This window comes from Pseudoalteromonas sp. MMG005 (genome assembly GCF_018101015.1).
Lineage (GTDB): Bacteria > Pseudomonadota > Gammaproteobacteria > Enterobacterales > Alteromonadaceae > Pseudoalteromonas > Pseudoalteromonas aurantia.
This window is the reverse complement of the sequence record NZ_JAGJEK010000034.1, coordinates 12,268-26,640: the sequence shown is the minus strand read 5'-3', so window position 1 is coordinate 26,640 and position 14,373 is coordinate 12,268. Positions and strand designations below refer to the sequence as shown.

Genomic DNA, 14,373 nt, shown 5'->3' with positions numbered 1-14,373 from the left:
TTTATTCATCATTTTAAGACACACCTTAGCAAGAATTTCCTTATGGTGCACAAGGTTTTATAATTTCCCCTTCCTCTCCTTTTACTTCTTCCATGACTACATATGTTCGGCTTTCACTCACATTGGGTAATTTTAGCAAAATATCACCTAAAACACCTCGATACTCAGACATATCTGTTACCCGTGTTTTTAACAAAAAATCAAAATTACCTGACACTAAATGGCACTCAATGATTTCATCATGCTGTCTAACCGCTTGATTAAACTTATCAAAAACATCTGGAGAATTCTTACTAATGGTGATTTCTACGTATACCAATAAGCCCTGCCCTACTTTAGCAGGATCCACTACTGCTTTGTATCCGCGAATAAACCCTTCTCGCTCTAACTTTTTTACACGCTCTAAGCACGGAGTTGCGCTTAAACCAATGCGTCTAGCAAGTTCGACGTTAGAAACCCTTCCGTCTTTTTGTAATTCAACTAAAATACTTCTATCGATTCGGTCTAATTGTTGATGCATTTTACTAGTTACTTAAACTACACATTCCATAATTAAAGAGTATATCACTACAAAAACACTTTAAAAAGGTGAGACACACTAGCTGGGCAGGAATATAATAGTCGAAAATTTTATCCCGTTCTATTTTAAGGCGATTTATTATGATTATCGGTGTACCTAAAGAAATAAAAAACCACGAGTACCGCGTAGGTATGGTTCCAGCAAGTGTTCGTGAACTAATTAACCATGGCCACCAAGTTTTTGTTGAAACTAATGCAGGTAATGGTATTGGTTTTACTAACGAAGACTACATTCAAGCAGGTGCAGAAATTTTAGATACTGCTGCTGATGTGTTTGCTAAAGCAGATATGATCGTAAAAGTAAAAGAACCTCAAGCTGTTGAACGCGCTATGTTACGTGAAGGACAAATTTTGTTCACATACCTTCACCTTGCACCAGATCTTCCACAAACTGAAGACCTTGTTAAAAGTAAGTCTATTTGTATTGCATACGAAACGGTTACGGACCCGCGTGGCGGCTTACCGCTTCTAGCACCAATGTCAGAAGTTGCTGGTCGTATGTCAATTCAAGCTGGTGCGCAGGCACTTGAAAAATCTAATGCCGGTCGCGGTATGCTACTAGGTGGTGTACCTGGTGTTGAGCCTGCTAAAGTGGTTGTTATCGGCGGTGGTATGGTTGGTAACAATGCAGCTCAAATGGCTGTTGGTATGGGCGCAGATGTTGTTATCCTTGATCGTAACACTGACGTACTTCGCCGTATTGATGCACAGTTTGGTAACCGCGTTAAAGCGATTTACTCTACTGCAGATGCATTAGAGAAGCACGTTTTAGAAGCTGACCTCGTGATCGGTGGTGTGCTAATCCCAGGTGCAGCAGCGCCTAAGCTAGTTACAGCAGATCATATCAAACGTATGAAGCCTGGCGCTGCTATCGTAGACGTTGCTATCGACCAAGGTGGTTGCATCGAAACGTCTAAAGCGACAACACACGCTGACCCAACATATATTGTAGATGAAGTTGTTCACTACTGTGTTGCTAACATGCCGGGTGCTGTACCTCGCACGTCAACATTTGCCTTGAATAATGCAACTCTACCTTACATTATTAAACTGGCGAATAAAGGCTACAAAGCAGCACTTCTTGAAGATCAACACTTCATGAATGGCCTAAACGTACTTAACGGTAAAATTACATGTAAAGAAGTTGCTGAAGGCTTCAACATGGAGTTCGTTGAGCCTCGTGCTGCACTAGAAAACGCGTAATTATTATCGCATTTCAAAAACCTGCTTTCTACTAAGCAGGTTTTTTGTATTTGGTACAGCCATCATCATATCAATTAACTCCTCTAGATTCTCACAGAGTACCAATCTGCGTTCATACATACCTTCGAAAACCCGTAAACGCATTAAAAAATAAAACACAACGGTTATGCAGACTATAATTCGTAGTAAACTCACAGATATAATTGTTTATAGCGTGTTTGTACCTGAAAAAACTATATTTCTTTGTTTCTTATAAAAGAAACTCTGTTACAGTAATCACAGCGAATTGTTGCAAGTTTTTGTTAATGTTTTACATTTAAATGATGTCGAGTGTTGGAGAAGTGCCGTGAAGTTCAAACACAAAATAATAGTGGTATCATCTATAGTGTTATTTCTAGCACTAAGTGTATTGTCAATAAAACAATACTTTTCAATCAAAAGTAATCTCGAAACTCAGGTGGACCAAAGCGTTGCTGAGATTATTCAGGGTATTAGTAATACCGTTACGGCGCAAATGGATGGCAGCGCAGACTTAGCCTCTTTAGCAACCAGTTTAGTCGCTGATATTGACTCTTTGCAAAGTGCTGCACCTTTGTTGTCGCAACCAAAGCTCATCGAGCAATTTATTCTCATTGGATATGGCGAAGAAAATACGGGCAAGTATGTAGCCAGTGACCCATCATGGAACCCCGGACCAACATGGGACCCAAGAAAGCGTCCATGGTATACCGATGCAAAAAGTGCCAATGAGCTCATTGTGACAGCACCCTATGCTGATTCTGTAAGTAAAGAAATTGTCGTTTCTATCGGTACTCCAGTCAAAAAAAATGGTCGTTTTCATGGCGCTATATTTTTCGATGTGAGTCTGTCTAAACTTGGCAATATGATTAACTCGTTTAATCTTTTTGATGCTGGATTTGCATTTATGGTTAGTAAAGACGGCACCATCATTTCTCATCCAGACACTAAATTAAATGGTGAAAAAGCATCCAGTTTCCTAGGTAATCTTCCCTTTGACACAACATCTACTCAATCGCTTGATTTGAACAATAAAGAGCATATTATCGTGTTTCGAGAGGTCGCCGGCTACGACTGGTTAGTTGGTGTTGCACTTGAAAAAGAAAAAGTATTTTCAGCAATAGATAAACTCACCCAAGACTCTACCGTATTTACAGTTTTATTTGTCATCATTAGCATCATTGTCCTATCAATCGTTATCAATATACTACTTAAGCCACTTGCTGATATAAATGAAGCAATGGCGAATATTGCGCAAGGAAATGCAGACTTAACTGTACGACTAAATACAGAAAGTGAACCAGAGTTCGCTTCTTTGGCGACAAACTTTAACCTGTTCACGGCTCGGCTTCAGCAGCTAATCGCTGATATTCAAGTGCTTGGACATGAGATTCTTGCTGACGCTAAACAAACCTCCTCTGGGGCTAACCATGCTAGTACTGCTATATCAAGGCAATTAGAATCGTTAAGTGCACTTGCAATCGCCACTGAAAGCATGTCAACCACAGAACAGCGTGTAGCCAATACTGCGCAAGATGCCGCAGAAGCGATTCAAAACACTGACGGCGTCGCACTTGAAGGACAAAAGATTGTATCCGAAACAACCGATACTATTGCACATTTATCGGAGCAAATTACGACTGCGGTGACTGTTGTCAATGAACTAGAAGTTTCCTCCAGTGGCATTGAGCAAATATTATCGGTGATAAATGGTATTGCCGAACAAACCAACTTGCTCGCCCTCAATGCGGCGATCGAAGCCGCTCGTGCTGGTGAGTCAGGCCGTGGTTTTGCCGTAGTAGCTGATGAAGTGAGAACATTGGCCCAACGAACACAAGAAGCAACCACTGAAATAAAAACCATGATTGATCAACTACAATCGGGGGCTGTAAACGCAGTACAAGTCATGAAGAAAAGCCAAGCCGTGGTTGAAAAAACCGTTGGTAAAGCAGATGAAACCAAGTCATCTTTACAAGCAATACGCAGCGCAATAGAGCATATTGTTGAGCTCAACCTACAGATTGCTAGTATGTTAAATGAGCAGCGGCAGGTGGTTGATGAAGTGAATCATAATGCGTTAGAGATCAGAAATATCTCTGATATGGTATTCAATGAGGCAAACACGGTTGATCAAACCATGCAAAGTCAAGTAGACAAAATAGCCCATCAGGAAAGTATGCTAGAGCAATTTAAGGTGTAATCACGCTTTCCTTCTTATATGGATGCAAACCTGTTCTGAAGGCTTGCATCCTCCCTTCTCCCCTATCATGCGGACTTTTCGTCACGTTCAACAAGTTCTTGAATAATAAATCATGTTCTTTAAATCGCATTAAGTACCTAACCTCAGCTCTGGATAAGCGAATTTGCCCAATAAAGCTTATTTTTCTCACTCTCGGCGTTGCTTTCATTTTTAATAGCCCGCTATTGCTGCATAAAAGCGCCTGATATTGAACAAAATATCATCATTGGATTGTACGTAAGTTTATTTACAAAAACATTTTCTATTCTAAAACCCTTATCCAAACCTGAGGTTAACTATTATTCCAACAATACAATTGCGAATACTTATCATTATTCGTATAATCCGCATGAAAAATACTCTCAATCACATATCCTAGGTTGTAAAAATGCAAAAACTGAAACTAAAGTATCCAAAGCTCCTTGCTGCCTCTCTTGTTGCACTATCAAGCAACGTCATGGCGGAAGATGTTAAACATGATGATATAGAAAAAATTACCGTGAGTGCCAAAGGACTTATCTCATATGTCAGCGCATCGGCAAGTAAATCAGATACACCCATTATCGAAAGCCCTGTATCTGTTTCAGTGTTAACATCGGAACGGATCCAAGACTTAGGTGCTGAAAATTTGCAGGAAGCAATCGGCTATGTGGCGGGTGTATTTAACGGGCCATATGGTGTCGACACCCGAGGAGACTGGGCTAACATTCGCGGTGTTGCGCCTGTTCAATACCTCGATGGCTTACAACTCATGTTTGGCTATTACAACAATGCCCGTCCAAATACATACAATATGGAACGCATCGAAATTCTCAAGGGCCCTTCTTCAATGCTTTATGGGCAAGGCTCAACGGGTGGTATCATAAATATGGTGACCAAACGCCCTCATTCACAAACATCAGGTGAAATCGTTGCGCAAGTTGGTAATTTTGGCCGCACGCAAATTGCTGGTGATTTCAACACCACATTAACCACGGATAAATCTGTCGAAGCACGCTTTGTTGGCCTTTACCGTGATAGTGATACGCAAACAGACTTTGTAAATAACGACGCAAGCTTCTTCGCACCAAGTATTGCTTGGCATATTAGTGAAGACACCAGTGTGACCTTGCTTAGCAATTTCCAAAAAAATAAGTCTGGGTCAAGTACGCAGTTCTTCCCTCATGAAGGAACCATCTTACCCGCAGAACATGGTCAAATAGAGAGTCGTCGTTTTGTCAGTGAGCCAGGTTGGGATCAATACGATACAGAACAAAATGCTATCACATTAATTGTTGATCATATGCTGAGTGAAGACTTCTCTGTTAGCTGGACAGCACGTCACCTAGAAAGTGAAGCAATTTATCGCACTATGTATGCATGGCCACCAAAGCTGCAAGACGACAAGCGTTCTATTGTTCGCAATTTCAGTTTACAAGATGCTTCGTCAGAGACGGTGACATCTGACTTGCAACTACATGGACTGATTTATACTGGCGATTTCGAACATAACCTAGTAATGGGCGTTGACTATCAAAGTGCAGACACAGATACGGACCGTCTCTACCTCACGCCAGATTCAATTAAAGCGGCAATCGGCTTAGACGTAAACACCTCATTAGATTTATATAGCCCAGTATATGGTCAAACAGGGTTTTTACCAGGGTCTGAATTGATCCCCGACACCCCAGGGAAAAATGACCGTCAAGTAGGTCTGTACATACAAGATACAATTAAGTTTGATAATTGGGTCCTTAACGCAGCGTTACGCCGTGATAATGTACAAAGTCAAAGTGATGCACCAAACTCGGTGAAAACAAAACAAAGTGCAACAACAGGTAGATTAGGTATTTTATACAGCTTTGATAATGGAGTTGCACCCTATGCGAGTTACTCAGAGTCTTTTTTACCCATTTATGGCTCGCGCCCACAAGGTGGAGACTTCAAACCTCAAGAAGGTGAGCAAGTAGAAGTGGGGGTAAAATTCCAACCTCAAGGTACTGAACACTTGATCACTGCATCATACTTTGACATTACTGACAAAAATAAAAAACGCGTGGTTTCTCCTGAACTCACCGTACAAGACGGCAGTGTTGATATCGAAGGGTTTGAGCTTGAAGCACAACTAGAGTTTGATCAGGTTGATGTGTATTCTGCCTACGCTTACACAAAATCAGAGCAAAACACCTCTGATAAAACCCTTTCAGAGCTTGTGCAATTATATGCATCGGGCGAAACAAGCTACTTGAGTCAAGCGTTAACCGATACGGCAGCGTTATCTGCAACACCAAAACATATGTTAAATACTTGGGTTACCTATCGTCCAGAACAGTTCATCAACGGGTTTAAAGTGGGTGCTGGATTTAGATATGTAGGTGAAACATATGATGGTAGTCGAGCAATTGAGTTCATGGGTCAATCTATTAATAGTCCAAAGACTACCGATAGCTACACCTTATTTGATTTTATGATTGGATATGAATTCGACAATATTGATGTCAATCTTAATATTAAGAACTTAAGCGATAAAACGGTTATCACCAGTTGTTTATACCGCGGAGACTGTTTCTATGGCCAGCGTCGCACTGTAACAGCAAACATTAAATACAAGTTTTAAGAACATGTAAAATATCAAGGGTATGGACCTCGCTTACGAAAGCACCATGCCCTTAGTACACTAAAGTGAAGTATTCGCTCAAACTGAGTCTATGTTAAACTGTCACATGCATTGAAGAGGATTACATCATATCTAACAGTCTCATGTATATCATTGTGTAACTCCCCCAAAAAAAGTAACGTTAGCTCAACGGCTAAAAAGCCAAACATATTTAAGGTATCAAAAAACATTTCTTCAGTTATATTCATATTTTAAACCCGCATTTCTAGAATTATGGAAGTTAAAATTCTGAATACTGGACGTGTCAACACACTTCCAGCCTTGTTTCAGCAGGGTTAATAAAGCAAAAGAGAGACGGAAGAGTTTTATATTGTTCGGTTGAATATGACAAGCTACTCTCAGTGGTCTCATTCTTACAAGATGAGTGTTACATTGAAGATACTAAATGATTAAAGATACTCGAATGAGGTGGGGATTATATGGTCAATTGGCATCACAGTGCTAAGTTGATCCAACTATCATCACCTTGCGTGTGATACATTAGCTTCAGCCATGCGATGTAGTTATAAAGATAGTCAGTTCCAACGCCATTAAATTGTCTAAGCCACTGTTTCCAGCATATCATCCAATTTTTGAGCGTTTGAATGTGGTAGATGCCATATATAAGTCGCTTATTATCAATCTCAAAAGGCAGGTTCTTGGTGATTGTTTGATACGACAAATTGCCGTCTGTACACAAGACACTCTCAGGCGTTTAGACAGTTATTAATAACCTCTGTAAAACGCAATGAGTGACAGCACCGTTGCGATCTAATGTAAGAAGAACGGGTACTTTAGGTATATCATTACTATTAACTCCGCGCTTACGTGGTCCCGTTTCCAACAGGCGCTTACCTTTAAATGATTCATTAAGAAAGGTTTCATTTATGCTGCACGATTGCTTGTTGGATTATACTTTCACCAACTCGAGGTAGTCACATTGAAAGTCCATCACCTTCAATGTGCTACTCAAAAATAACTTAAAAGGTCGCTTTATCCTTTTTATCATCAGCTAATTCTGCATCCATATTTTTATAATATTCGTAAGCCTCGTCACCGGGTTTTAATAGAGTCAAAGCTGACTTTATCAATGAGTGGGCTTCTTCTCGTTTATTTATTGACTGATACACATCGGCTAAACCGCCATAAGCATACGTGTGGTTAGGGTATGTTTTAAGGTTATACTTAAAAAGCGCGATAGCCGTCTCTAACTCTCTTCTTTGAAAAAACTCGTATGCAATGCGGTTAACAACCATCTCTGGTGGAACGATAATTTTACCTCTTTGATGAGAAACTTTAGCGTAATACTCAATGATAGATTGTACCCCATTGGTTACTTTGATCGTTGGCATTTCAATTGGAAAAAACAAATTATGATAGGCGTTAAACTGCCCCGCTGCCGAAGTTAAGCCATGAGGTACATCTGGAAAAGCTTGATTAACAAAACGCATGCCCTCAGGTTGATTGCTCTTCATAAATGACAGTAAATCTTCGTAAACTTCTCTCATCTCACCCGATTCATTTCCCATATTCATATACAAATAGGACTTGTAGGTTTTATTGTTTGTCAAAAACTTTTTAACCCTCTTCGCAGTTGTGCGGTCTGCCCACCAAACCGCAGGGCTGTATGCAAAATGTGCATCAAATAAAAACGGTTGTGACTGCATAGCATGTAAAACAAACAAACCGCCAATAGAGCCACCTGATATCATTTTAAAATCATGAGTTCGATAATTGTCATCGATGTACGAAATAAGTTCTTTTTCAATAAAGTTTAAAAACCCATCAGCTCCACCGCCTTGGCCTACAGGCCCTCTCGGGTCTTGATTGACTGTTGGTGTTAAGTCCCAGGTCCTATTTTTACTTTCTATGGCAACAACAATGGCTTCTGGTGCGCCTTGAATTTTTTGCATCCTATCAAGTACACCTTTTACTAAAGACAGGTTCAAATCTCCATCTAGTAGGTAATGTACCGAATACTTTCTATTGCTGCCATCCTCATAACTTTTTGGCAGATGAACTACGAATGATCTATCTTGCTTTAAAATATTAGACTTCAGAGTATGGTGAATTTCTGACTGAGGGTTTGCAAACGCCAATGACGTAACTAGTAGTAAAGAAAATACGGATAAAGTCGATTTAATTGATATCAAAACAGTTCCTTTTTATTGTTATAAATTCATGGTGATGGATGATAATATAAATAATAAACCATTATAGATTTTTCAGAATAAAAGTTCACTGACATACAGGTATTGCTTCAACTGCTAATTTTAAAAAGACTTATTCGCCTGAGTTAATAACTGCCTAACGCAAGCTAAAAACCCAAACTTTAGGGTTTAATAAATTACCCCCCTAAAAAGCCGAATATTATTACTTAAACAGCAAAAGAGAAGTATTTGTTAACCTTATCATTGGCAAACGCTTCTCACTTATAAAATCTTGGACTTTTAAGGCCTTAACGATAAGAGATTAACCGTTTAATATTTAAGTTAAGTCAAACTTAAATATAACTAGACTTTTATTAAAGCACTAATGCAACAAACATCTTTCCATATTCCATTTAACAAGTGTCACTAATTTACCCTCCACGGTGGGTTTAAACGATTTTCTCCAGCCCAATATAACTTTATTTTATTCCCTGATGGATCATATAGCACGGCTTCACGCCACAGGTAACTTTGATCAACTGGCTGCTGTTCAAAAGTGATGCCCTTGTTCACAAGTTCCTGATACCACTCATCTAACCTATCTGACTCAAAATAAATAACAACGCCGGTATTATGAGCTGATGTCTCTAATGACAAAGAAAATGTTGCACCACCATCAGGGCATTCAAATCTCGCATAATGTCCTGTATCAACAATTTGATTAAAGCCGAGGAGACTATAAAAATCAGTTGCTTCATTCATATTCTTAACAGGCAAAGTTACTTGATTCAAATTCATATAATACTTTCCTTAATTCACTTATAAAACTCATTTTATGTTAAATAGTTACACTATTGCACAAAGCGGAGACGGCCCTACCAGAGATGTGTACCTTATCATGATTAACGCTACAATGAAGGACCCCTCCGCGTTCAGAAGCTTGATAGGCAATCAATGCGTTTTTATTGAGTCGGCGAGCCCAAAATGGCGCAAGACCGGTATGAATTGAACCTGTTACAGGGTCTTCATCGCCTCCATTTGCAGGCCAAAAATAACGCGAAACAAAATCATATTTTTGTGATAAAGCAGTCACAACCACATCTCTTGGAGCCAGCTTAATCAGTTCACTCGTCATATATTCCAACGTCTGTACATCGTGCTCTGAATTATAAATTGCAAAGTACGCTTGGGCATTGCAGTAAACCTCTGCCGGTTCAATCGAAAGCCCCTTTAATAAAGGACCCGGTGGAGTAACAACTAATTCAGGCTCTTGATTTGGGAAATTCATAAGAATTGTGCCATCGGCGTGCTTTTCAACGGTCATATCACCAACCGCTTTTGCAGTGAATACTACTTTTTTTAACTTTATGTCTTCTTCAAATAAGTAATGGGCCGACGCAAGTGTGGCGTGCCCACAAAAATCAATTTCAGTTAATGGTGAAAACCAACGGATCTCATATTTATTTTTAGTACGCAGAATAAATGCTGTCTCAGATACATTGTTTTTCGTTGCAATTTCCTGCATTAGTTGTTCGGCTAATGGTACCTTGACTTCAATAACAGCCGCAGAATTCCCTTTGCAATCATACCCTGTAAATGCATCGATAAATCGTACTAATAATTCCATTACTGAGCCTTTCTGCCTTTATTGGACTATAAATACATAAGTTACCATAAACCGACATAAATATAACGCCAACAAATTATAATAATTCAAATCTCTTTTTATAAACTCTTTTATATGCAATAAAGTAAACGCTAGGTCATTGTAAATGATGGACAGCAAACATGAGATTAAATCTAAAAAAGAAAAACATGAAAAATCTATCGATGGATAAGAGCATAGACAAAGCGCAAACTCCCGAAGTTGCTGGTGCCCTTTAGAGGCCGTCAATCCAATAAATGCCACCAAAGCTGGGAATGCAAATCTGATTACGATGGTTGTACAACGGTGACTTGCTTCTAGCTAAGGTTGATGGTGATCCACTTTAAGACATAACAGCACTGCGTAAAACATCACTGATCATTAAAAGTGAACAAGTATTCAAGCCGGAACAAATTTATAACGCGATTGGTGTTAAACCGCTTGTCCTAGCAAGAAGCAACATCACACATTAAGCAAAACTGAAATAGAACCGCTTAGGTCCTATAACTAAGCGAATTAATCATTAGGGTTGGGGGTTATTTTTCACCTAACCCTAATGATTAACCAACTGTATAACTTAAACTTATGGCCTGCATATTTAAAACTTTAGTCTAACGAGTCCCTTCATCAGCGCACGCGTTTTCCCGATTTTTATTAACATTGATTCTCCCGTATTCGCCATCGGTGTTCAACGCTAAATTCACGCCATCACGCACTATATCAAGACTTCACGTCAATGAGTCATTCGCATAGTCTATAATTCAACGCTAACAAGCATGGTCTTTGACTTGATTGATAAACAATCAAACCGAGCTGTAACTGATAAGCAAATCCGTCGCTATTACAGTACAGCTCAATTAAATGATTACTCGGCGAGGCAAATCAGGTAAAATAAGCCGGTTTTATATATGAGCATTGTATAGCAAAAGAGGTTTCTATGAGTTTGTACACAGAATACATGGATGAAATCCAAAACCGTAAGCAAGAACTTGGGTTGAATCCAAAGCCAATCGATAGCGAAGCGTTACTATCAGAGATTATTGGCCAAATAAAAGATACGGGTCATGCGCACCGCGCAGACTCATTAAATTTCTTTATCTACAACACACTACCAGGAACCACCAGCGCAGCCGGTGTAAAAGCAAAATTCCTAAAAGAAATCATTCTTGGTGAGTCTGTTGTTGAAGAAATTACGTCTACTTTCGCTTTTGAATTACTATCTCACATGAAAGGTGGTCCTTCTATTGAAGTACTACTTGATCTAGCGCTAGGTGATAACACTGACGTATCTGCTCCAGCAGCCGATGTGTTAAAAACGCAAGTATTCCTTTACGAAGCAGATACTGAACGTCTAGAGGTTGCATTCAAAGCGGGCAATGCAATTGCAAAAGATATTCTAGAAAGTTACGCACAAGCAGAGTTTTTCACTAAGCTACCTGAAATTGAAGAAAAAGTTGACGTTGTTACTTATATTGCTGGTGAAGGCGATATCTCAACTGACTTACTTTCTCCAGGTAACCAAGCGCACTCTCGTGCAGACCGTGAATTACACGGTAAATGCATGATCACACCTGAAGCACAACAAGAAATTGTAGAGCTACAGAAAAAGCACCCTAACGCAAAAGTTATGCTTATTGCTGAAAAAGGTACTATGGGTGTGGGTTCGTCACGTATGTCTGGCGTTAATAACGTGGCTCTTTGGGCTGGTAAACAAGCTAGTCCATATGTCCCATTCATTAACATTGCACCAGTAGTTGCTGGTACCAATGGTATTTCACCTATTTTCTTAACGACGGTTGGCGTAACTGGCGGTATTGGTCTTGATCTTCAAAACTGGGTTAAGAAAACAGATGAAAATGGTAACAATGTTACCGACGCAAATGGCGACCCAGTACTTGAGGAAGCTTACTCGGTTGCAACGGGTACTGTATTAACAATCGACACCAAAGAGAAAAAGCTTTACAACGGTGACAAAGAGCTTGTTGATGTGTCTTCTGCGTTCACACCTCAAAAAGTTGAGTTCATGAAAGCAGGTGGTTCTTATGCGGTTGTATTCGGTAAGAAGCTACAAACTTTTGCAGCTGAAACATTAGGTGTTGAAGCACCTGCTGTATATGCAGCGTCAAAAGAGATTTCTCATGAGAACCAAGGCCTAACTGCAGTTGAAAAAATCTTTAACAACAACTCAGTTGGTGTAGCATCAGAAACTGCACTACACGCAGGGTCAGATGTGCGCGTTAAAGTAAACATTGTAGGCTCGCAAGATACAACTGGCCCAATGACATCACAAGAACTTGAAGCTATGGCTGCATCTGTAATATCACCAATTGTTGATGGTGCATATCAGTCAGGTTGTCACACGGCTTCAGTTTGGGATAGTAAAGCACAAGCTAACATTCCAAAACTAATGGCGTTCATGAACAAGTTCGGTTTAATCACAGCACGTGACCCGAAAGGCGTTTACCATTCAATGACCGACGTTATTCACAAAGTACTGAATGACATTACCATTGATGACCGCGCGATTATTATCGGTGGTGACTCGCATACTCGTATGTCTAAAGGTGTCGCATTTGGTGCTGACTCTGGTACTGTTGCTTTAGCATTGGCTACAGGTGAAGCGGCAATGCCTATTCCTGAGTCGGTAAAAGTGACTTTTAAAGGCCGCATGAAAGGCCACATGGACTTCCGTGATGTAGTACATTCAACTCAAGCGCAAATGCTTAAGCAATTTAGCGGTGAGAACGTTTTCCAAGGCCGTGTTATTGAAGTACACATTGGTACTCTCATGGCCGACCAAGCGTTTACTTTTACTGACTGGACTGCAGAGATGAAAGCGAAAGCGTCAATCTGTATTTCCAATGATGAAACGTTGATAAAATCTATCGAGCTTGCGAAGAGCCGTATCCAGATCATGATCAACAAAGGTATGGAAAACGACGCTAAAACACTTCAAGGTCTTATCGATTTAGCTGACAAGCGAATTGAAGAGATCAACTCTGGTACTAACCCTGCCCTAGCACCTGATGACGCAGCGAAATATTATGCCGAAGTTGTTGTTGATTTAGACCAAATCAACGAACCAATGATTGCTGACCCTGACGTAAATAACGAAGATGTATCTAAGCGTTACACGCACGATGTGATCCGCCCAGTATCATTCTACAACGACAAGCCAGTTGACTTAGGATTTGTTGGGTCTTGTATGGTACACAAAGGCGATATGAAGATCATCGCGCAAATGCTTAGAAACCTTGAAGCTAAAAATGGTGCAATTACATTCAACGCGCCATTGGTTGTAGCGCCACCAACATATAACATTGTTGATGAGCTTAAAGCAGAAGGCGACTGGGATATTCTTGCTAAATACGCTGGTTTTGAGTTCGACGACGAGAAGCCTAAAACAGCAGCTCGTACTAAGTACGAAAACATCATGTATTTAGAACGCCCAGGTTGTAACCTTTGTATGGGTAACCAAGAAAAAGCAGAGCCTGGTGATACAGTTATAGCTACCTCTACACGTCTTTTCCAAGGCCGTGTTGTTGCTGATACGTCAGAGAAAAAAGGTGAGTCATTACTGGGTTCTACACCACTTGTTGTGCTTTCAACTGTATTGGGTCGTTTCCCAACAATTGAAGAGTACACAGCTGCAGTTGATGGTATCGACCTAACCGCATTTACGCCGTTAGAAGAAGAGCTAACAACAAAATTCAGTGCTGAAAAAGCAGTACCTGTAAAGGTTGTTGACGCTAACTAATAGCCGCTGAATTAAAAGCGTACCAGATTACGTTTTTATAAGGTGTTTAAAAGGCTTATGTTGTTACTGATATTTATATCATAACCTATTAAGCCTTTTTTATTTACGCTGAGTAATGCTGAGCCCGCTGCTTATCACTATCTTTAT

9 protein-coding genes are annotated in these 14,373 nt (G+C 40.0%); 4 read left to right on the top strand and 5 right to left on the bottom strand.

Going from position 1 to position 14,373, the window contains the following annotated elements; genetic code table 11:
* Window positions 1–40: 40 nt before the first annotated feature.
* Entirely contained in the window at window positions 41–520 is a 480-nt protein-coding gene (gene lrp, locus J8M01_RS22175) for a leucine-responsive transcriptional regulator Lrp (protein ID WP_192507334.1), read from the bottom strand.
* A gap of 140 nt (window positions 521–660) precedes the next feature.
* Here lrp and ald point away from each other — a divergent pair, with 140 nt between their 5' ends.
* From ald to J8M01_RS22160, 3 genes are all read left to right on the top strand, one after another.
* Complete coding sequence (ald, locus tag J8M01_RS22170; RefSeq protein WP_192507333.1) at window positions 661–1,782, top strand: alanine dehydrogenase; 1,122 nt, start codon at window positions 661–663, stop codon at window positions 1,780–1,782.
* A gap of 346 nt (window positions 1,783–2,128) precedes the next feature.
* Window positions 2,129–4,000, top strand: a complete 1,872-nt coding sequence (locus J8M01_RS22165) for a methyl-accepting chemotaxis protein (RefSeq protein ID WP_211059365.1) — start codon at window positions 2,129–2,131, stop codon at window positions 3,998–4,000.
* 427 nt (window positions 4,001–4,427) lie between these two features.
* Entirely contained in the window at window positions 4,428–6,635 is a 2,208-nt protein-coding gene (locus tag J8M01_RS22160) for a TonB-dependent siderophore receptor (protein WP_211059364.1), read from the top strand.
* 493 nt (window positions 6,636–7,128) lie between these two features.
* Here the strand turns inward: J8M01_RS22160 and J8M01_RS22155 are convergent, their stop codons facing one another.
* The 4 genes from J8M01_RS22155 to J8M01_RS22140 all read right to left on the bottom strand — a co-directional run bounded on the left by J8M01_RS22155 (window position 7,129) and on the right by J8M01_RS22140 (window position 10,451).
* The gene (locus J8M01_RS22155) at window positions 7,129–7,356 is read right to left on the bottom strand and encodes a hypothetical protein (protein WP_211059363.1); all 228 of its coding nucleotides are present in this window, start codon (window positions 7,354–7,356) and stop codon (window positions 7,129–7,131) included.
* Window positions 7,357–7,654: 298 nt separating this feature from the next.
* Window positions 7,655–8,827, bottom strand: a complete 1,173-nt coding sequence (locus J8M01_RS22150; RefSeq protein WP_211059362.1) for an alpha/beta hydrolase-fold protein — start codon at window positions 8,825–8,827, stop codon at window positions 7,655–7,657.
* A 423-nt stretch (window positions 8,828–9,250) separates the two neighbouring features.
* A complete protein-coding gene (locus tag J8M01_RS22145; RefSeq protein ID WP_192507329.1) occupies window positions 9,251–9,622 on the bottom strand; it encodes a VOC family protein in 372 nt (123 codons plus the stop codon).
* A gap of 40 nt (window positions 9,623–9,662) precedes the next feature.
* The gene (locus J8M01_RS22140) at window positions 9,663–10,451 is read right to left on the bottom strand and encodes a PhzF family phenazine biosynthesis protein (RefSeq protein WP_211059361.1); all 789 of its coding nucleotides are present in this window, start codon (window positions 10,449–10,451) and stop codon (window positions 9,663–9,665) included.
* Between the two features lie 955 nt (window positions 10,452–11,406).
* Here J8M01_RS22140 and J8M01_RS22135 point away from each other — a divergent pair.
* Window positions 11,407–14,226 (top strand): bifunctional aconitate hydratase 2/2-methylisocitrate dehydratase, encoded by a 2,820-nt coding sequence (locus J8M01_RS22135; RefSeq protein ID WP_211059360.1) that lies wholly within the window; start codon window positions 11,407–11,409, stop codon window positions 14,224–14,226.
* Window positions 14,227–14,373: the final 147 nt, after the last annotated feature.

Bases quoted from the DNA above. Each gene is read 5' to 3' on its own strand.
- J8M01_RS22140 (WP_211059361.1), bottom strand. From the start codon at position 10,451: ATGGAATTATTAGTACGATTTATCGATGCATTTACAGGGTATGATTGC.
- J8M01_RS22160 (WP_211059364.1), top strand. From the start codon at position 4,428: ATGCAAAAACTGAAACTAAAGTATCCAAAGCTCCTTGCTGCCTCTCTT.
- J8M01_RS22135 (WP_211059360.1), top strand. From the start codon at position 11,407: ATGAGTTTGTACACAGAATACATGGATGAAATCCAAAACCGTAAGCAA.
- ald (WP_192507333.1), top strand. From the start codon at position 661: ATGATTATCGGTGTACCTAAAGAAATAAAAAACCACGAGTACCGCGTA.
- J8M01_RS22145 (WP_192507329.1), bottom strand. From the start codon at position 9,622: ATGAATTTGAATCAAGTAACTTTGCCTGTTAAGAATATGAATGAAGCA.
- lrp (WP_192507334.1), bottom strand. From the start codon at position 520: ATGCATCAACAATTAGACCGAATCGATAGAAGTATTTTAGTTGAATTA.